Annotated in this window: 9 protein-coding genes; 8 read left to right on the top strand and 1 reads right to left on the bottom strand. The window is 71.8% G+C overall.

Annotated elements, in window-relative coordinates:
- Positions 1–268 precede the first annotated feature (268 nt).
- The 5 genes from ADK54_RS27935 to ADK54_RS27915 are packed head-to-tail and all read left to right on the top strand — an operon-like array spanning position 269 to position 15,932.
- On the top strand, positions 269–4,189 hold the full coding sequence (locus ADK54_RS27935) for a non-ribosomal peptide synthetase (RefSeq protein ID WP_063802069.1): 3,921 nt from the start codon (positions 269–271) through the stop codon (positions 4,187–4,189).
- A complete protein-coding gene (locus ADK54_RS27930) occupies positions 4,186–13,311 on the top strand; it encodes a non-ribosomal peptide synthetase (RefSeq protein ID WP_078966687.1) in 9,126 nt (3,041 codons plus the stop codon). The genes ADK54_RS27935 and ADK54_RS27930 overlap by 4 nt, the downstream gene beginning before the upstream one ends.
- The gene (locus ADK54_RS27925) at positions 13,308–14,351 is read left to right on the top strand and encodes a GSCFA domain-containing protein (protein ID WP_053728502.1); all 1,044 of its coding nucleotides are present in this window, start codon (positions 13,308–13,310) and stop codon (positions 14,349–14,351) included. The genes ADK54_RS27930 and ADK54_RS27925 overlap by 4 nt, the downstream gene beginning before the upstream one ends.
- Positions 14,317–15,027 (top strand): hypothetical protein, encoded by a 711-nt coding sequence (locus tag ADK54_RS27920; protein WP_199827040.1) that lies wholly within the window; start codon positions 14,317–14,319, stop codon positions 15,025–15,027. Before ADK54_RS27925 ends, ADK54_RS27920 begins: the two co-directional genes overlap by 35 nt.
- 32 nt (positions 15,028–15,059) lie before the next feature.
- Entirely contained in the window at positions 15,060–15,932 is an 873-nt protein-coding gene (locus ADK54_RS27915) for a TauD/TfdA dioxygenase family protein (RefSeq protein ID WP_053728501.1), read from the top strand.
- A 48-nt stretch (positions 15,933–15,980) separates the two neighbouring features.
- Here the strand turns inward: ADK54_RS27915 and ADK54_RS27910 are convergent, their stop codons facing one another.
- Positions 15,981–16,715: a hypothetical protein gene (locus ADK54_RS27910; RefSeq protein ID WP_053728500.1), complete on the bottom strand. Its 735-nt coding sequence runs from the start codon at positions 16,713–16,715 to the stop codon at positions 15,981–15,983.
- 499 nt (positions 16,716–17,214) lie between these two features.
- Here ADK54_RS27910 and ADK54_RS27905 point away from each other — a divergent pair, with 499 nt between their 5' ends.
- The 3 genes from ADK54_RS27905 to ADK54_RS27895 all read left to right on the top strand — a co-directional run bounded on the left by ADK54_RS27905 (position 17,215) and on the right by ADK54_RS27895 (position 20,609).
- Positions 17,215–17,442: a hypothetical protein gene (locus ADK54_RS27905; RefSeq protein ID WP_053728499.1), complete on the top strand. Its 228-nt coding sequence runs from the start codon at positions 17,215–17,217 to the stop codon at positions 17,440–17,442.
- An 84-nt stretch (positions 17,443–17,526) separates the two neighbouring features.
- Positions 17,527–18,333 carry an HlyD family efflux transporter periplasmic adaptor subunit gene (locus ADK54_RS27900; protein ID WP_053728498.1) on the top strand — a complete coding sequence of 269 codons (807 nt, stop codon included), beginning with the start codon at positions 17,527–17,529 and terminating at the stop codon, positions 18,331–18,333.
- A complete protein-coding gene (locus ADK54_RS27895) occupies positions 18,330–20,609 on the top strand; it encodes an NHLP family bacteriocin export ABC transporter peptidase/permease/ATPase subunit (RefSeq protein ID WP_053728497.1) in 2,280 nt (759 codons plus the stop codon). The genes ADK54_RS27900 and ADK54_RS27895 overlap by 4 nt, the downstream gene beginning before the upstream one ends.
- The last annotated feature ends 1 nt before the right edge of the window (position 20,610 follow it).

Raw genomic sequence — 20,610 nt, 5'->3', positions numbered from 1 at the left:
GGGAACTTCCCCCTCAGCTCCCCTGCGCCGGGCTACGCCTTTCCCGCCCCGCCGCATCACCCTGACCGAAATTCAGCAACCCCTGCGATCCCCCGCGCCCCCTTGAACAAGCCTCCCGCAGAGGGGAAGAACCGCTGTGCCCGCGAACCGAACGACCTCCCATTCCCTTACCGAGCAGCCACCTGCGGAGCCGAAGCAGAACACCCTGAACCAGAACGCCCACCACGCGCCGAACGCGCGGAATTCACAGAACTCGGCAGTAACAAAGGTGGACCGCGCCGCACCGCTGGTCCCGTCCTTCGCGCAGCAGAGGCTGTGGTTCCTGTCGCAATTGCGGGGCGCGAGCGAGGCGTACCACATGCCGCTCGCGCTGATGCTCCAAGGCGCCCTGGACCAGGGGGCGTTGGGCCGAGCGCTCGACGCGCTCGTCGCCCGGCACGAAGTGCTGCGGACCCGCCTGGTCGCGGTGGCGGGCGAGGCCTTCCAGCGAGTCGACCCACCCGAATCGGGCTTCGCCCTGCGGCGCCACGACCTCACCGGCCTGCCCGACGCGGACGAACAGCTCGCCGCGCTTCAGCGCGAGGAAGCGGCCGCCCCCTTCGACCTGGAGCGGGGACCTCTGATCCGGGGGCTCCTGGTCACCCTGGGACCACACAGACACGCCTTACTTCTGACAGTGCATCACATCAGTTCGGACGGCTGGTCCATGGGCGTGTTCACCCGTGAACTGGGCACGCTGTACGCCGCGTTCACCCAGGGCGTCCCCGACCCGCTGCCACCGCTCGACGTGCAGTACGCGGACTATGCCGCCTGGCAGCGTCGACTGTTGTCCGAGGGCGCGCTGACCGTGCAGGCCGGCTATTGGCAGGAGGCCCTGAAGGGTGCTCCCGCGCTGCTGGAACTTCCCGTAGACCGACCGCGTCCGGCAGAGCAGAACTACACCGGCGGACAGGTTCGGATCGCCTTCGGCGAGGAATTGACCGCCGCACTTGTCGCTTTCAGCCGACGTCAACGCAGCACTCTGTTCATGACCGTGCTGACCGGCTGGTCCCTGGTTCTCTCCCGGCTTTCCGGACAACGCGACTTGGTGATAGGCACGCCCGTCGCCAATCGCCGCCGCGTCGAACTCGAAGGCCTCATGGGCCTCTTCGTCAACACCCTTGCTCTGCGCATCGACCTTTCCGGCGCCCCTTCGGTCGCCGAGCTGCTCGGCCGCGTACGCGGCGTGGCGCTCTCGGCCCTCAAGCACCAGGATCTGCCGTTCGAGCAGGTCGTCGAACTCGTCAATCCGCCCCGCACACTCGCCCACACTCCCCTCTTCCAGACCATGTTCGCCTGGCAGAACAATGAAGAAGGCGAGTTGAAACTGCCGGGCATCGACGTGGCTCGGCTGGATTCTCCGGCCACCGCCGCGAAATTCGACCTGGCACTGTCCTTGGGAGAAAAGGACGGGCGGGTGGTCGGCACGCTGGATTACGCCGAGGCACTCTTCGACGCCGAAACCGCCGAACGTTATGCCCGTCATTTGAAGCGTGTTCTTCAGCAGATGGTCGAGGCCCCCGAGCGGGAAGCGGCCACGCTGTCCCTGCTCGACGAGCGGGAGCGCCGGCGACTCGTCGTGGACTGGAACGACACGGCCCGTCCGGTGTCCCGGACGAGTCTGATCGAACGCTTCGAGGATCAAGTAAGGCTCAGACCCGGGCAGTTGGCCGTGCGGAGCGGCGGCGAGCGGCTCGACTACGCGAGCCTCGACCGCCGCGCCAACCGGCTGGCACACGCGCTGATCGCCCGTGGTGTCCGTACGGATCAGCTGATCGGCCTGCACACCGGGCGCTCGGCCGAGCTGGTGGTGGGCGTCCTCGGGATCCTCAAGGCCGGCGCCGCCTACCTGCCGCTCGACCCGGGGCTGCCTGCCGGACGCCTGGCCCACCTGGTCGCCGACGCCGCCCCGGCCCTGGTGTTGAGCGACGCGGCGGCGCCCCCGGACGGCTGGCAGTCGCTGCCTGCGGTCGAAGCCGAAGGCCTCGGCGACGTCCCGCCCCGCGTCCCGGTCGCCCCGGACGACCTCGCGTACGTCATCTACACCTCGGGCTCGACCGGCAGACCCAAAGGCGTCGCGGTGACGCACGGCAACGTTGTCAACCTCTTCGACCACTGGCTGGACCGGATGGGCGCCGCCCCCGGCGAAGCGGCATCCATGTGGTCGAGCATCGGCTTCGACGCCTCGGTGCACGAGATCCTGCTGCCGCTGACCACCGGGGCCGCCCTGCACCTGGTGCCCGAGGAGCTGCGCGGCGATCCCGAGGCGCTCATGGACTGGCTGCGCACCCACCGCATCACGCAGGCCTTCCTGCCGCCCGCCTTCGTCAAGTGGATCGACGAGGTTCCGGGTACCCGGCTCGCCGGCCTCGCGCTGCGCCGGCTCCTGACCGGCGTAGAGTCCCTGCCCGAGCGGGCCCTGCACCGCATGACGCAGGCGCTGCCGGGGCTGCGCGTCCTGTACGGGTACGGGCCGACCGAGGCCACGCTCTACAGCACCGCCTACTTCGACCCGCAGCCCCTGGCCCGGCAGTGCCCCATCGGCAAGCCGCTGGCGAACACCCGGGTGTACCTGCTCGACGAGCACCTCGAACCGGTACCTATCGGCGTGCCGGGCGAGCTCTACATCGGCGGCGCGGGCCTGGCCCGCGGCTACCTCGGCCGGCCCGGACTGACCGAGGAGCGCTTCCTGCCGGACCCCTTCGTCCCCGGAGCGCGCGTCTACCGCACGGGCGACCTGGCGCGCTGGCTGCCGGACGGCAACGCCGAGTACGTCGGCCGCGGCGACGAGCAGCTCAAGCTGCGCGGCTTCCGCATCGAACCGGCCGAGATCGAGACCGCGCTACTTGAGGAGCCCGGCGTGTACGAGGCCGCGGTGTTCGCCGACCGGGTCGCGACCGGCGAACAGCGCCTGGTCGCCGCCGTCGGCCGCAGCGGGGGCGAGCCGCGCCTGCCCGCCGAATGGCGCGCCGCCCTGTCGCGACGGCTCCCGGACTACATGATCCCGGCGCTCTTCATCGAACTGCCTCGGCTGCCGCAGACCCCGAACGGCAAGCTCGACCGCACGGCCCTGCTCGAACTCGCCCACGCCGGCGGCCCCACCCAGGTCAATGGGGCGAGCCCGCGCGACCACATCGAGCTGACGCTCTATCGCATATGGCAACGCCTGCTGCTGCAGGACGAGATCGGAATCGGTGACAACTTCTTTGACATCGGCGGGAGTTCGATCTCAGCGATCAAGCTGGCGCACGCGATCCGCGAGGCGTTCGGCGAGACCCTGCCGGTGCGTGACATCCTCCAGCACCCCACCATCGAGGCGCTCGGCGGACGGCTGCGTGAGGGCGTCACAGGTCCGCCGCCGAGCAACTTGATCGAGTTCCGCGCTGGCGACGGCGCCGGGCGGGTGGTCTGCGTCCATCCGGCGGGCGGCACCGCCTTCTGCTACCTCTCGCTGGCCAAGTCGCTGCCGGGCTCGTACGGCGCGTACGGAATCCAGTCGCCCGGGGTCAACCCGGGCGAAGCCTTCCTGCCCACGGTCGAGGCGATGGCCGAGGAGTATCTCCGCCTCATCGAGCCCCTCACCGACGGGCCGCTCGTCCTGACCGGCCTCTCCTACGGCGGCCTGATCGCCCACGAGATGGGCCGCCGACTCGCGCTCGCCGGGCACACCGAGCTGAGCGTCGTCCTGCTCGACACGCAGGCCACGGACGATCCGGTGGCGCAGGCGCTGGTGGAGCCGGTGGAGATGGCCGAGTTCCGCGACAAGCTCGTCAAGTTCAACGGGATGTACCCCGGCATCGAGGACCGCCAGATCGACCAGTACTTCCACCTCTACAACCACAACCGACTGACCGCCCGCGACCACCGGCCCGCGCCGACCACCGCCCGAGTGGTGCTGATGCAGGCCCTGGGCGGCACTCAGGATCCCCAATCACCCTGCCGAGTACGGGAGTTCTGGGCGGGCCGCACACGGGGCGGCCTCGTCGTGGAGCCGCTGGACTGCGACCACTGGGAGGTCCTGGAGCACCCCGCACTGCCCCGAGTGGCAGCGCTCATCGACGCCGAGCTGATGCGAATGCGTACCGGCACGGCTCCCCCACCCCCCTCTGCCACCCGGCAGTCCGCCTCGGCCAGCGCCCAGGAGTCATGATGGCAGCCAGACCGGACGACGCCCCGTCCCCCTCCCTGAGCCTCGCTGAAAGCGTGCTCGCACAGGCGCGCCGCACCCCGGACGCGGTCGCCGTCGTCGATGGCGAGCGGTCCCTCACCTACGCGGAGCTCGACACCGCGAGCGCGTCCCTCGCGCGGGCCCTCCACCGTCGCGGGCTGCGACCGGGCCAGGCCGTGGCCGTGCGCCTGCCGCGCTCCTGGCAGCTGGTCTGCGTCATGCTCGGCATCCGGCGGCTGGGCGCGGTGGTGGTACCGCTCGACGCACAGAGCCCGCCGGAGCGCCGCGACCACATCCTCGCCGATTCGGCGAGCGTGGCGGTGATTCACAGCGACGGAGAGCAACTACCCGATGGCGTGCGCCAGTTGAGCGTCGACGTTCTGCTGAACGAGAGCGACGGACGCAGACCCGACGGCCTGCCGCACGATCCGAACCCGGAGTCGCCCTCCCCCTCCTTCCTCTTCTACACCTCCGGCACCACCGGTCGCCCCAAGGGCGTCGAGGTGCGAGATGCCGGGATCCTTCGCCTCGCACGCCCCGGCTACATCGAGCTCGGCGCCGACGCGCGCTACGCCTGCCTCTCCAACCCCGCCTTCGACGCGCTGAGTTTCGAGGTGTGGGTCCCGCTCCTGACCGGCGGCCGCTGTGTGATCCTCGACGACGAGACCTGCCAGACGCCGCACCTTCTCGCGGCAGCCCTTGAGGCACAGGCCATCGACACGGCGTTCATCACCGTCGCGCTGTTCAACGCGGTGGTCGACCGGATGCCGCACTGCTTCGCCGGGGTGGGTCAGGTACTGGTCGGCGGCGAGCAGCTCAACGCGGGGCTGATCCGGCGCTGGTACCGCGACAACGCCGACAGCACGACCCGGCTCTACAACGTGTACGGCCCCACCGAGTCCACCACCTTCGCCCTCATCCACCCGATCCCCCGCGACTTCCACGACCAGGTGGTGCCGATCGGGCGCGCCCTGCCCGGCACCTCCGCGGTGGCGGTGGTCGACGGAACCAGGCCGGCGGAGCCCGGTCAGGTGGCCGAACTCCTCCTGTCCGGGGAGGGGTTGGCCGTCGGATACCGCAACCTTCCCGACGAGACCGCCCGCCGTTTCGTCCGGCTGCCGTGGCTCGGCGGCGTCCGCCACTACCGCACCGGCGATCTGGTGCGCCCGCACGCCGACGGCAGCTTCAGCTATGTCGGACGCGCCGACCGGCAGGTCAAGGTGCGCGGCTTCCGCATCGAACCCGGCGAGCTGGAACGGCGGATCGTCGGCCCCCCCGCCGTACGCCGGGCCTACGTCTGCACGCGCCGCGACGCCGACCACGGCGCGAACGAGCTCCTCGCCTATGTGGTGCTCGGAGCCGACCTGTCGTACGCCGAGTTCACCCGGCACCTCGCCGACGGCCTGCCGTCCTACATGCGACCGCACCGGGTCCATCTGGTGGACGAGCTGCCCCTCAACGCCAACGGCAAGGTCGACCAGGCCGCACTTCTGTCCGCCGGAACCCCACCCTGGCGTGCCGAGGCAGCGCCGGTACCGGCAACTCCCCATCAGCAAGCGGTACTTGACATCGCTTCGCGCATCCTTGACGTGCCCGGGCTGCGGCTCGGCGACAGCTGGATCGCCAACGGCGGGGACTCCCTCAAGGCGCTGCGCCTTCGCTTCGAGATCCGGCACCGGTGGGGCTGCGAACTGCCCCCGTCCGTGGTTCTGCGAGGCGACTTCGCGGAACTGGCCGCCGCGATCAGCCCGGGCCGCCCGCAGGAGTCGCCGTATCCGGTGCCCGCCGCTCCCGCGGGTGCGCGTTCGGCTCCGGCCACCTCCGAGCAACAGCGGCTCTGGCTGCTGCAACAGCGGGACCCACGCTCCACCGCGTACAACGTCGGCCTCGCCTTCCGTCTGGACGGCGTGCTCGACACCGCCGCGCTACGGCGGGCACTGTGCCGGCTCGTGGCCCGCCATCCCGCCCTGCGCACCGCCTTCGCGCCCACGCCCGAGGGGCTGACGCAGCAGGTCTCGGAGGCGTACGACCCGTGGCTGGAGCCGGATGTCGGCGCGGCCCCCGACTGGCGCGCCCTCGCCGACCAGCTCTTCTCCACCGCGTTCGACCTGTCGGATCCGCGCCTCATGCGGGCGTGCCTGCTGCCGGAGGGCGACGGCCGTGTCCTGCTGCTCCAGCTGCACCACATCGCGGTCGACGGCTGGTCGCTCAATGTGCTCTTCCGCGAGCTGTCGGCCGACTACGCGGCCGCGCTGACCGGGGAGCCGATGCCGAACGAGGAGGCTCCCCCCACACCCCTCGACTACGCCGTCTGGCAGTCCGACTGGTTCGCGAGCCCCGCCTATGCGGCCCAACGCGCCGCGATGGCAGGGCAGTTCAGTGGCGACGGCCCGAAGGACGCGCCGCTGGAACCACCGCGCCCCCACTCCGCCGGCCGACTGCTGCACTCCTCGCTCGATCCCGGGCGTCGTGCCACCCTCGACCGGCTGAGCGCCGAGCTGGGGCTCACGCGCTTCCAGATCCTGCTCAGCGTCTTCTCGTGGAGCCTGTACGGGGTGACGGGGAGCACTCGCCCGAGGATCGCGGGGCCGGTGGCCAACAGGCCGGTGCGGGAGTTCGAGGACAGTGTGGGAATGTTCGCCAACACCGTTCTCCTGCCCGCCAGTTCGGCGCCGCGTGCAACCCTGCGCCGGCAGCTCACCCGGCAGGCCGCCGACATTCAGGCCGTGCTCGACCGGCAGGACGTGGCGCTCGCCGACGTCCTGACCGACCGTGGCGCACGCCCCGACGACCCGCCCTTCGACTTCATGTTCGTACTCGAAAACACGGACTTCGGCGCGCTGGCACTGCCCGGCTGCGAGGCCCGACCGCAGTGGGTCGCCCCGGCCGATGCCAAGTGCCCCCTGACCCTGTCCGTGATCGAGCACGAGAGCGGCCTCGACTGCTTGTGGGAGTACGCCGACGGCCACTTCGAGGAGGCCGAAGTGCGCGCGATGGCCCAGCTGTTGGGGTGGGGCCTCGACGCCCTGGCCGCCGATCGCGGCGATCCGACCCTGGCGGAGTTGGTGGCCCCCTACCGGCGCGGCCTGCCGGACCCCGGCACCGGTCCCGCGACACCCCTCTCCTTCACCACGATCGCCGAGGGCTTCGCCCGCCAGGCCCGGCTCGCACCCGACGCGACCGCACTCGTCACCGGAGAACGCACCGTCAGTTATCGCCAACTCGACGTATATGCGGCCGCGTTGGCGTCGGAATTGCAGGCCCGGTTCCCGCTGCCCCCACCGTCCAGCAGTGTCGCGCTGCACTTCGAGCCGTCGGTCGAGCACGTCGTCGCGCTGCTCGCGCTCGCGAGGCTCAACCTCACGATCGTGCCCCTCGACCCGGCCTATCCCCCGGCGCTGCTGCGGCAGGTCCTCGACCAGGTGCGGCCGCTGTGCGTCCTGGTCGCGCCGGCCGGCGAGGCCGCCGTCGACGCGGTCGCGCCCGCCGGACTCCTACGGCACGCCGTCACGCTGTCGACCGCTCCGGCTCCCGCGCCGCCGTCGCACGACGGGGTCCGGCCGCTGTACACCTTGTTCACCTCGGGGTCCACCGGCACGCCCAAGGGCGTCCAGGTACCCGACCGCACCCTGTGCAACCTGCTGCACTGGCAGAGCGAGGCGGGCGGGCTCGCCGGGGGCGCCGTCACGCAGCAGTTCTCCATGCTGTCCTTCGACGTGTCGTTCCAGGAGGTCTTCACCACCCTGTGCGGCGGCGGCACCCTGCACCTGGTCCGGCCGGGCCTGCGGCAGGACGCGCCGGCCCTGCTCCACCAGCTCGACTCGGCCGGCGTCGAGCGGATCTTCCTGCCCTATGTCGCCCTGCAACTCCTCGCCGAACACGGCGTCCGGCTCGGCCAGTACCCGTCGCGGCTGCGTGAAGTGGTCACCGCAGGTGAGCAGTTGCTGTGCACCGACGCCATGCGCCGATGGTTCGCCGGGATGCCCGGCGCGCGGCTCTTCAACCACTACGGGCCGACCGAGACGCATGTGGTCAGCACCCTGTGCCTCGACGGCGACCCCGAGCAGTGGCCGGCCCGTCCCGCCATCGGCCGTCCCGTGGCCGGGGCCCGGCTGCGCGTGGTGGACGAGGACGACGAGGCCGTGCCGCCCGGCGCGCCCGGCCGTCTCCTCATCGGCGGACCGATGGCCGCGCCCTGCTACCTGGGCGACCCCGCGCTCAACGAGTCCCGCTTCGTCGAGCTGCCGGGCCTCGGCCGCTTCTACCGCAGCGGCGACCTGGCCCGCTTCGACCGCCAGGGCCTACTCCACTACCTGGGCCGCGACGACCAGCAGATCAAACTCAGCGGCCACCGCCTTGAGTTGGGCCAGATCGAGTCGGCGCTCCTTCGCCATCCGGGCATCGTCAACGCGGTGGTGGTGCACGACGGCGAACGCCTCGTGGCCTGCTTGCAGTGCCGAGGCGAGTCGCCCACGCCGGAGAGCCTCGCGAGCCATGTGGCGTCGCTGCTCCCCCCGTACGTACGCATCGACCGCTTTCGGCGGCTCGACGCGCTGCCGCTGACGCCGAGCGGAAAGCTCGACCGGCGTACGGCCCTGTCCGCGCCCGGCGAGGAGCTGCGCCCGCGCGCCGCCTCGGCACCTGCCCGGTCGGCGCGCGAGGCACGGCTCAGCGAGCTGTTCCAGGAGGTGACCGGCAGGCCGGTCGGCCCCGAGCAGCGGTTCTTCGAAGCGGGCGCGTCCAGCCTGGACCTGATGCGCTTCCAGCTGCGCTGCACCGCCGAGCCCGGCCCGCAGTTCACCATCGCGGACCTGTTCGAGCACGTGACCATACGGAACCTCGCGGGCTTCCTCGACGGGCGCGCGGAACCTGCCGCGCCGGGCCGGCCTGGGATCGCGCGGCGCTGCGACCGCAGGGACCCGGGCGACGAACCCGTCGCCGTCGTCGGCATGGCGGTGCGGCTGCCCGGCGCCGAACACCTGGGCGCCTTCTGGGAGTTGGTGACGTCGGGTGGGCGCGGCATCGAGCACTTCGACGCCGCCGAGGGGCTGGTCGGAGCCCGCAGCCAGATGGCGGGGCTGCTCGATTTCGATCCGGAGCACTTCGGCATCAGCCCTCACGACGCCCGCCTGATGGATCCGCAGCAGCGGCACCTCCTGATGAGCTCCGTGCAGGCGCTGGCCCACGCCGGGATCGCCGATCCGGGCGAGCGGCGCATCGGAATCGTCGCGGGCTGCGGCGAGAACACGTACTTCCAGTCCCTGCTCCGCGAGGCCGATCCCGAGCGGCTGCCCGACGGATTCCAGCTGGCCCTGCACCACGACAAGGACTTCCTAGCGACCAAGGTGGCCTACCACCTCGACCTGTCGGGCCCGGCCTTCACCGTGCTGGCGGCCTGCGCGAGTTCACTCGTCGCGGTGCACGTCGCCGCCGGTCTGCTGCGCCAGGGAGAGGCCGAACTCATGCTGGCGGGAGGGGTGTTGGTCGACACGCTGCTCGGCGACGGCTACCCGTACCGGCCGCAGCACATCTTCTCCCCCGACGGCCACTGCCGCCCGTTCAGCGACGACGCCGACGGCACCGTCGGTGCGAGCGGGGTCGGCGTCGTGGTGCTGAAACCGCTGCGGCTCGCGCGGCGCGACGGCGACACGGTGTACGCGGTGATCACCGGCTCGGCGCTCAACAACGACGGTGCGGGGAAGCTCAGTTACAGCGCGCCCTCGCTCGCGGGGCAGCGCGGGGTGATCCGTGACGCGCTGCGCCGCAGCGGCCGTACCGGCGCCGACCTCGGCTACGTCGAAGCGCACGGCACCGGCACCCGGCTCGGCGACCCGGTCGAGGTCGGCGCGTTGCGCCAGGCGTACGACCTCGACCCCGCCGAAGGGGCTCGCTGCGCACTCTCGTCGGTGAAGAGCCAGATCGGGCATCTGGGCGCGGCGGCGGGCGTGGTGGGCCTCGTGCGGGCCGCGCTCGCGGTCCACCACGGCGTGATCCCGCCGACCGCCGACTTCCGGCGGATCAATCCGCGGATCGGTGCCGAGGCCGCCCCGTTCCACATCCCGACGCAGGCCGGGCCCTGGCCCGCCGACCGGCCCCGGGTGGCGGCGGTGAGCAGTTTCGGCATCGGCGGCACCAATGCGCACCTGATCCTCGAACACGCCGAACCAGCAAGGGAGTTGAGTACCCGCGGGCATGATGTCCTCCTCCTCTCCGGCCGCAGTGAGGCGGCGCTGCGCATCGATGCCGAGCGCATCGCCGACTACCTTCAATCCCGACCCGAGGCATACCGGCAGGTGCTGCGCCACCTTCAGGCCGGGCGGCCGGCACATCGGTACCGGGCGGGGGCGCTGTGCACGGATGCGGCCGCCGCGGTGACCTGGCTGCGAACGGCCGCCGCGGTCGACCCGGTGCCGAGCGGGCGGACCCGCCGGGCCGAGGAATCGGCACCCTCGGAACTGGTGGCCGCCTGGCTCGGCGGTGACGCCCTCGCGTGGCCGTCCGGGCCGGCCCAGGCGCCCTGGGACTTCCCGCCGCCCGCCTTCGATCTGGCAGAGTACGACTTCCGCCGGGCGGCGCCCGAGTCCGGGCCGCAGCAGCCTCGGGCGGCGGCCGAGCCCGCGCCCTGGCCGCAGCGGTTGCCCGAGGACGCGTGGCTGCACCAGCCGCACTGGGTGCGACGCCGCCGCGCGGTACCCGAGCCGGGGACACCCGGGCTGCTCGTGGTGGTGGCCGCCGGCCCGCTGGCGGCCGAGGCGCTGCGCGGCCTGAATACCGGCGGCGGCCGGGTCGTACGGGTCGAGGCGGCCGGTGCGTTCGCGCGGCTGGCCGACGACCGCTTCGGCGTCGACCCGACCGACCCCGTGTCGCTGCGGCGGCTGCTCGACGCGCTGCCGGACGCCGGCGGGGAGCGTATCGACTGGCTGCACGCACTGCCGCTGGCCGTCGACGGGGAGGTCGGCGCGGACACGATGGAGCGCGCCCGCCGGGCCTGCCTCGACGCGCCCGCCGCCCTCCTCCAGGCACTGGCGGGCTTCCCCGGCGCCGACCGCGTGCGGCTCTGGTGGCTCTCCCACCAGGCCCAGCCCGTCGAAATGGACGTACGGCGGCCGGAGTTGGGGCTGCTCGCCGGGGCGTGCGAGGTCGGGTCACAGGAGTACGGGGTGGACTGCCACTGGCTCGATCTGCCGAACGGCGATCTCGCCGAGTGGGCGGCGCTGCTTGTGGCGGTGCTCGCCGAGGACCGGGTTGCACTGCCGCGACGGCTGGCGCTGCGGCAGGGCTACTGGTGGCAGCAGGCGCTCCTGGGGGTGACCGCCACCGAGACGTCCCCCGCGCCGTTGGCGGCCCACGGGGTCCACCTCGTCCTCGGCGGCACCGGGGGCATCGGCGCGGGCATCGCGGCCTGGCTGCTTTCGCAGTCCGACGCCCGGGTGGTCCTGCTGGCCAGGCGGCCCCGGCTGCCCGCCGACCTCGCACCGTGGGCGGACCGCGTCGAGCTCATCGCCGCCGACCTCGCCGAGGAGGACACCCGGACGATCCTGGCCCGCATCGACCGGCTCGGCCATCGCATCGACGGAGTGGTCCATGCGGCGGGTGTACCGGGCGGCGGTCTCATCGGCGGGCGGGACGGCGCCGCGATGCGGGCCGCCACCGCAGCCAAGCTGGGTGGCGCGCTCCTCGTCGAGCGGCTGATCGCGCGGCACCGGCCGCGCTTCGCGGCGTACTGCTCGTCGATGTCGGCTCTGTTCGGCGGTGTCGGCCAGTTCGACTACGCGGCGGCGAACGGCCTCCTCGACGGCTTCGCACGCCATCGGGGCGACGCCTCGGAGAGCACCGTACGGATCGGCATCGGCTGGGACATCTGGAACGAGGTCGGCATGGCGCGGGGCGCCCTGGCCACCGACCGGCGGCATCAGGCCCACCTCGCGGTCGGCCTGACCCTGAAGGAGGGACAGCGCCTCTTCGCCCGGGCCCTGCGCCTCCAGCTCCCCCAACTCCTCATCTCCACCACGGCAGTTGAGGAAGCTCGGGCCTTCTATGAGGCGCCCGCCGACGAAGCCCCGGGGGCAACCGCGTCCATTGCCGAGCTGCTCGCAGACTGGCTGCGCGAGTGGCTGGGCCTGGACGATCTCGATCCGGAGGTCTCCCTCTACGACTACGGCGCCGACTCCCTCACCATGCTCGACCTGATCGCCAAGGTGAAGCGGCACTGCGGGATCGACCTCGAACTGTCCCAACTCACCCATGAAGCGAGCCTGTCCGAGATCCTCGGCCTGCTCGATCAGGACGGGCCGGACAGCGACCCGGTGCCGGTGGAGGTCTGGCAGCACGGCACCGGACGCGAGGTGGTGTGTCTGGTGCATCCGGTCGGCGGCGACATCCAGGCCTACCGGGCGCTGGTCTCCGCGTTGGATCCGCGCTTCACCGTCTGCCTGATCGCGGACCCGGCGCTGCGCGCGGCCGAACCGTCGCCCTGGTCCCTCGCCGACCGGGCCCGGCACTACCACGCCGCCCTCCAGGCCCGCTTCCCGCACGGCCCCTGGCGCTGGCGGCTCGCGGGCTGGTCCTTCGGCGCCTGGGTCGCGCACGCGATGGCCGCCGAGGCGGAGGCTGCCGGGTGGCCCGTCGCAGGGCTCTGTCTGCTCGACCCGCCGCCGCCCGACGCCGGCCCACGCTTCGCGGCGTACGACGGCAGCCAACTGGAGGCGGTCTTCGCCCACGAGCTGGGCCAGGGCAGCCCCGGGGCTCCCGCGGGCGAGGAGGCGCTGACGTACGCCGAGCGGCTCGCGCGCTGCTGCCGGGCCAATCTGGCGAGTATGGCGCGGCACGAACTGCCGCCCCTGCCCACCACCCCGACCAGGCTGTGGCTGGCGAGCAGACCGGTGCCCGGCCTCCCGGACCTCCGCGCCATCGACCACCAACTGGCCCTGTGGCACGACCAGTTGGCGAACCTCGGCGACCACGAGTGTCTCGACACCACCCACTACGGCCTCATGAGGTCGCCGCATGTGCGAGCCATCGCTCGCGCGATCAACGCAGAGCCCCCGCCCCCTCCCCTGTCTCCTTTGTCTCCTTCGTCCGACGAGTCGAGGCCCACCCCATGAACCCGTACTCTTCGCTGCCCGCCCGCTCGTTCTGGCGCACCGCCGTCGCCGAGCCGGACCCGCTGGACATCGACGGGCTGTGGAGCCCGAAGTTCGCCGTGGGCCAGGACGACGTCGTCCTCACCGCCGGGTCGTGCTTCGCCCGGCACATCGGGCGCGCCCTGGTCGAGCGGGGCATGAACTGGCGCGAGGCGGAGCCCGCGCCGCCGGGGCTCAGCGAGGCCGAACGGCAGGCCCGGCACTACGGGGTGTTCTCGTTCCGCACGGGCCATGTCTACACCGCCGCGATGCTGCGGCAGTGGCTCAGCTGGGCGTACGGCGAGACCGAGGCGCCCGAGGGGGTCTGGCACGAGGACGGCCGCTTCTTCGACGCGTTCCGGCCGAGCGTCGAACCCAACGGTCACGCCTCGGCCGACGAGGTGCTTTCGGCGCGCGAGGCGACGCTCGCCGCGATCCGTGCCGCCGTCGCCGAGGCGAGCTGTCTCGTCTTCACGCTCGGTCTGACCGAGGCATGGCGGGACCGCACACACGGCACGGTCCATCCAGTGTGCCCCGGCACCATACGCGGCACGTTCGACCCCGAACGGCATGTGTTCCACAACTACACCTTCGCCCAGGTCCACCACGATCTGTCCGCGGCGATCGGGCTGGCTCGCGCCGCCAATCCTGGACTGCGCGTCCTGCTCACCGTGTCACCCGTGCCGCTGACGGCGACGGCCACCGGGGGCCACGCGCTCACCGCGACGACGTACTCCAAGTCGGTACTGCGGGCCGTGGCCGGACAGCTGGCCGAGGAGTGCGCGTACGTCGACTACTTCCCGGCGTACGAGATCGTCACCGGCTTCCCGTTCAAGGCGGCCTTCTTCGAGCCGAACCTGCGCACCGTCACCCCCGGGGGCGTCGCCTTCGTCATGGGCCGCTTCTTCGACGCGCTCGCCCGGCGCCCCACCGAGCCCCGCCCGGGCCGCGCCGCCCGGCCCCGAGCGGGAGAGGACCTCTGGTGCGATGACGCCGTACTCGACTACTACAGCCCCCGATAGGCCATCAACTCCCTGCAGATTCCTCCTACTTGGCGATTCACACGCCGGGCCGGTCGGCCGGGCCGCCAAGGGGGCCGGAATCCCCTTCCAGGGCGGTCCGATCGGTGCCGGGCGGGAGTTCAACGCGGACTTCTTCGACGTGCGCGGGGACGATGTCGTCTTCCGCAAGGCGGAGGCGGACGCGCTCTACCGCAGGTTCCTGGCCGGGCTGGGTGTCACCGGCCTCGGCCGTATCGGGATCCCGCTGGTGTGCACCTTCGGGTTCAGCGCACACTTCCTCGCGACCACCGAGAACTGGCGGATCTACCGGGTCCCCTGCGGCGGCTTCCCTCCGGGCTTCCTGGCGAGCGGCCTCTTCGACGCCGTCATCCGCGCCACGGTGCGCGACGCGCTCGCCTTCTACGGCCATGCGCGCTCCCTGGGGCTCAAGGTCCTGGCGGTGATGCCGCCGCAGCGCGTCCCCGGCCTGTCCGACCCGGCCGTCTTCATGGCGGCCCAGGAAACCGTCCGCCGGGCTCTCGTCGAGCTCGGCGTGGACATCGTGGATCTGCGGTCTCGCGTCGCGGACGAGCAGGGGGTGCAGCGGGCCGAGTTCTGCGAGCCCGACGACACCATCCACGGCAACCTCGCCTTCGGCCGGCTGATCCTGGCGGATCTGCTTGCGCGGGGGCTTTGAGCGACGCCCCCACCCCCCCATCAGGAGGACACATGGAACAGTTCGCGCTGGACGCCATCGAGCGCATCACCACCCGCCCGCCGGAGGCTCACCACACCCTCTCCCTCGACCCGTTGACACCATTGATCGGTGCCGAGGTGTCCGGGCTCGACCTGTCCAAGGCACTCACCGACGATCAACTCGGCGAGCTGAGACGGGCGTTCCTCGCTCACCACGTTCTCGTGTTCCGCGACCAGAAGCTGTCGGACGCGGACCACAAGCGGCTCGCCTCGTACTTCGGCGAGCTCCACCCGGTGACGCTGCCCGCCGAGGGCTCCGATCCCTACGTTCTCGAAATCAGCACCACCAAGGACTCGCGCGCGGTGGCCGGCAACGGGTGGCACGCCGACGGGACGGCCGACGCCGAGCCCTCCCTCGGCTCCTTGCTCTACCTCACCCGAACCCCCGAGTCGGGCAGCGGCGGCGACACCCTGTTCGCCAACATGCATCTGGCGTACGAGATGTTGTCGCCCCACATGAAGTCCCTGCTCGACGGGCTCACCGCCGTGCACGACGGGCTGCTGCCCTGGCAGGGCGCGACACCGCCCGAGGGATACGTCGCCCCCAGGACCGAACACCCCGTGGTGGTGCGCCACCCGGACACCGGCCGCAAGCTGCTGTTCGTGAACAGCGCCTACACCTCGCACATCGTGCAGCTGTCGCGCGCCGAGAGCAGGGCGCTGCTCGCCATGCTGTACGACCAGATCGCCCGCACCCCGTTCCTGAACTGCCGGGTGCGGTGGACCCCGAACACGCTGGTGTTCTGGGACAACCGCTGCGTACAGCACCATGCGACCTGGGACTACTACCCGCACTCGCGCTACGGCCGCCGCGTCGCCATCAACGGGCAGCGTCCGCTGGCCTGAGGGCGGCCGGGGCCTGTCTCGGACGCGAGCGGGCCGGGCTCGGGCCGGTCAGACACGGGCGAGGCTGTCGGCGAAGCCGTCGGCCAGCCGCCCGAAAGCCACCCGCCGCCCCTCGCTCTCTTCCTCGCCCTCCCCTGCGTCCGGGCCGGCGAGCGCGAAGGCACACGCGTTGACGCGGGCGTAGGGGTAGGTCGCCGCGTAGGCCCGCCCGTCGGCGTCCGCGTAGGCGAGCGCGACGGCCCGCGCGTTGGCGAGGGCGTTCGCCACGGCGCAGGAGCGGGCGTTGGCCGTGGTGTTGAGCTCCGCGTAGCCGGCCGCGAACCGCGTCGCCTCGGCCGCGCCGTAGTCGTTGGCCATCGCGTACGCATGGGCGTTCGCGGAAGCGGTGGCGTGTGCCTCGGTATAGGGGTAGGCGGCGCGGTACAGCTCGCGCAGCGCCGGTTCGAGGGTGGCCGTCCATTCGGCCGCCTCGATCCGCTCGCCCGCCAGGGCCCGGGTGTGCAGCTGCCCGGCGGCCGCCAGGACGCCGGTGTCCTCGCCGCGCCGGGTGGCCGCCTCCACCAGCATCGGCACGACCGTGGACGCGTGCCAGTCGTGCACAACGCGGAACGGAACCCGGCCCTCCAGGCGCGCCAGTTCAGCCGTTGCCCGGCCCACCCCCTGCGACTCCCCGGCCCCCTCGCTCAGCGCCGTGGCGAGCTGAACCGGCCACGGCTCCATGCCCTCGCCGGACGGCCCGTCTTCGGGCGTGGCATCCACATCGCTGGACTCCTCGGCACGCATGGGCCCGTCTCCTGTCTCGGCCGGTCCACCCCAACTCGGGCGCTGGGAAGGGAGATGTCCCGAACCGTACCTCTATGGATCATGAAGCGCAGGTGGCTTGAGCCGCTTGTTCTGCGCGGCCCGGCGCCGGGCGCATGCCTCACAGGCAAACGGAGGGCCGCCTTCCGAAAACCTGCACACCCCATGCGCAACCCCGTCACCGAGGTCACGGACCGGCCTCGGGTCCGGACCGGCGGCAGGGGCTTTGGGGCGGGAGTGTCCCAGTTGAGAAAAGTGAACACCGGGCGCCAGGAATTCATCTCGTGAAGCTCGTGAAGAATCTGACCCCAAATCATGAACACACCTGCACGCGACCGCAATTCAGGGCGCCCACCAACCCCTGATCAGTCCCTCGGCGATTGGCTGTGAAAGCTCTCGGCGTGTTTTGATCCTGGCCACTGCGGGAGCCCCGGCAAGGAGTTCCCGATAGGAAATGTCCCCATGAAAGGCAGTACTCACCATGAACAACGCTCCCCAGGTTGAGACCCTTGAGATCTCCGACGCCGACCTCGACAACGTGTCCGGCGGCCTCGTCGGCACCGCGCTCGGCAACGTGACCGGCACCGCCGACTCGATCCTCCCGGTCTCCGGCATCGTCGGCTCCGTCACGGGCCTCGTCGGCTCGGTCACCGGCGTGAACACCGGCGCCGTCACCGGCCTGGCCACGGGCCTCGTCGCCGGTCTCTGAGATCGCGCGTGAGCCCCGGAACCCCCTCGGTTCCGGGGCTTTGCGGATGATTTGCGGATGGTTCACGGTTAAGGAAAGAGTTTCTTGCAGTTTCGCCAACAGGCCCTTTCCAAACTGCAGTCACCGGAGGAACTCGACCTGCCGGTGCGTTTCGCGCGCCCGCAGGGCAGGCTCGTCCTTCTTGTCACTGTGGTGGTCATGGCCGCGGCCTGTTTCTGGGCCGTGACGGGTTCCGTTTCCGCCACGATCGACGCACCCGGCATCCTCACGCACGCGCAGGGCAGCTACGTCCTGCAGAGCCCGGTCGCGGGCCAGATCACCGGCGTGTTCGCCAAGGAGGGCCAGACCCTCGCCGCCGACGCCCCGCTCCTCAAGGTCCGTACGGCGCAGGGCGACCGGACCGTCCGGGCGATCGCAGCCGGCCGCCTCACCAGCCTCTCCGCCACCATCGGCTCGGTCGTCGCCACCGGCGCGAACGTGGCCAGCGTGGAGCGGACCGGCGGCGCCGACGACCCTCTGGTGGTGATGCTGTACCTGCCCGGCGACAGCGTCGCGAGCGTCCCCGTGGGCGCCTCGGTCGACCTCACCGTGCAGTCCGTGCCGGCCGAACAGTACGGGGTGCTGCGCGGCCGGGTGGCCGCGGTCGGCAGGGCTCCGCAGACCGAGCAGCAGATCGCCGCGTTCCTCGGCGACACCCAGCTCGCCGAGCAGTTCTCGCAGCACGGCAGGCCCGTCGGGGTCCAGGTAGTGCTCGATGCCGCGCCCGGCACGAAGTCCGGCTACCGCTGGTCGTCGGCCGGGGGCCCGCCGTTCGCCGTCGACTCCATGACCCTGGCCACCGGCACCGTCCACCTGGCCGACCGGCGTCCCATCGATTGGCTGCTCCCGTGACCGCACCGCACGCATCACCCGCCGCCCCACAGCTCCCGCCCACCGGTCACGGCCGCCGACGACCAGCCAACTCCCCCGATCGCAGCCGCCGTTCACGCGGCCGACAGGAACCCAGGGCCGGGCGGACCAAGACCGTGCGCAGCCCCACGGTCCTCCAGATGGAGGCCTTGGAGTGCGGCGCCGCCTCCCTCGCCATGGTGCTCGCCCACCACGGCCGCCACGTGCCCCTCGAAGAGCTGCGCATCGCGTGCGGCGTCTCGCGCGACGGCTCGCGGGCCAGCAACGTCCTGAAGGCGGCGCGCAGTTACGGGCTCACGGCCAAGGGCATGCAGATGGAGCCGGCCGCGCTCGCCGAAGTCCAGGCGCCCGCGATCCTGTTCTGGGAGTTCAACCACTACGTCGTCTACGACGGCGTGGGACGGCGCCTGGGCCGGCGGGGCGTGCACATCAACGACCCCGACAAGGGCCGCCGGTTCGTGCCGACGGAGGACTTCGACACCAGCTTCACCGGTGTCGTCCTGGCCCTGGAACCCGGCCCCGACTTCCGGCGCGGCGGCCGCAAGCCCGGCGTCATGGGCGCGCTGCCCGCGCGCCTTCGCGGCACCACGGGCACCATGCTGGCCTCGCTGCTCGCCAGCCTGCTCCTCGTGGCGGTCGGCGCGACGCTGCCCGCCCTGAGCCGTACGTACATCGACCTGTTCCTGATGGGTCATCAGACCTCGCTGCTCGGCGTGCTGTTCGCGGCGATGGGCACCATGGTGGCGCTCACCGTGGTGCTGACCTGGCTCCAGCAGGCGAACCTGCTGCGGGGGCGCATCATCTCCTCCACGCTCAGCAGCGCCCGCTTCTTCCGGCATCTGCTGCGTCTCCCGGTCACCTTCTTCGCTCAGCGCAGCCCCGCCGACCTCGTGCAGCGGCTCCAGTCCAACGACGCGGTCGCCGAGACGCTGGCGCGCGACCTGACGGCGGCGGCCGTGGACGGCATCGTCGTGCTTCTCTACGCCTTCCTGCTGTGGACCTACGATCCGCAGCTCACCGTCATCGGGGTGGGCATCGCGCTGCTCAACGTGGTGGCGATGCGCATCGTCGTACGGCTTCGGGCCACCCGCACGCAGAAGCTGCGCGCCGACAGCGCCCGGCTCACCAACACCTCGTACACCGGGCTCCAGCTCATCGAGACGATGAAGGCCACCGGCGGCGAGAACGGGTACTTCCGGCGTTGGGCCGGGCAGCACGCCACGACCCTGGAGGAGCAGCAGCGCCTGGGTGTGCCGAGCGCCTGGCTGGGGGTCGTCGCTCCCGCGCTCGCCACGCTGAACAGTGCGCTGATCCTGTGGATCGGCGGGCTGCGGGCGGTGGAGGGGCACATCTCGATCGGTCTGCTCGTCGCGTTCCAGGCCCTGGTGACCCGCTTCACCGCGCCGGTCACCCGGCTCAACGGCGTGGCGGGCCGCATCCAGGACTTCGCGGCCGACGTGGCCCGCCTCAAGGACGTGGAGAACTTCCCCGTCGACGCGCTGCACAGCCGCCCCGAGCCGGCCGCGAGCACGCGCCGCCTCACGGGCCATGTGACGCTCGAAGACATCACCTTCGGCTACAGCCCGCTCGACAAACCCCTGCTCACCGGGTTCTCGCTGACCGTCGGCCCGGGTCAGCAGGTGGCCCTCGTCGGTGGCTCCGGGAGCGGCAAGTCGACGGTGTCCAGGCTCATTTCGGGCCTGTACGCGCCCTGGGAGGGCACCATCCGCATCGACGGGCAGCGCCTGGAGGACATTCCGCGCGGGGCGCTCGCCGCCTCGGTCTCCTTCGTCGACCAGGACGTCTTCCTCTTCGAGGGCACGGTCCGCGACAACGTCGCGCTGTGGGACCCCTCGATCCCGGACGACGCGGTCGTGGCCGCGTTGCGGGACGCGGCCCTGTACGAGGTCGTCGCGCGCCGGGCCGGCGGCATCCACAGCCGGGTCGAGCAGGACGGGCGCAACTTCTCCGGCGGCCAGCGTCAGCGTCTGGAGATCGCGCGGGCGCTGGTGCGGCGGCCGAGCATCCTGGTCCTGGACGAGGTGACGAGCGCCCTGGACGCCGAGACCGAGCACGTCATCATCGACAATCTGCGCCGCCGCGGCTGCGCCTGCGTCGTCATCGCCCACCGGCTCAGCACGGTCCGCGACAGCGACGAGATCGTGGTGCTCGACCACGGGACCGTCGTGGAGCGCGGCCGGCACGAGGACCTCGTCGCCGCCGCGGGACCGTACGCCGAGCTGGTCAGGGAGCACTGAG

This window comes from Streptomyces sp. WM6378 (genome assembly GCF_001279695.1).
Taxonomy (GTDB): domain Bacteria; phylum Actinomycetota; class Actinomycetes; order Streptomycetales; family Streptomycetaceae; genus Streptomyces.
This window is presented reverse-complemented; position numbering and strand designations above follow the sequence as displayed.

Bases quoted from the DNA above. Each gene is read 5' to 3' on its own strand.
- ADK54_RS27925 (WP_053728502.1), top strand. From the start codon at position 13,308: ATGAACCCGTACTCTTCGCTGCCCGCCCGCTCGTTCTGGCGCACCGCC.
- ADK54_RS27905 (WP_053728499.1), top strand. From the start codon at position 17,215: ATGAACAACGCTCCCCAGGTTGAGACCCTTGAGATCTCCGACGCCGAC.
- ADK54_RS27915 (WP_053728501.1), top strand. From the start codon at position 15,060: ATGGAACAGTTCGCGCTGGACGCCATCGAGCGCATCACCACCCGCCCG.
- ADK54_RS27930 (WP_078966687.1), top strand. From the start codon at position 4,186: ATGATGGCAGCCAGACCGGACGACGCCCCGTCCCCCTCCCTGAGCCTC.
- ADK54_RS27910 (WP_053728500.1), bottom strand. From the start codon at position 16,715: ATGCGTGCCGAGGAGTCCAGCGATGTGGATGCCACGCCCGAAGACGGG.
- ADK54_RS27920 (WP_199827040.1), top strand. From the start codon at position 14,317: ATGACGCCGTACTCGACTACTACAGCCCCCGATAGGCCATCAACTCCC.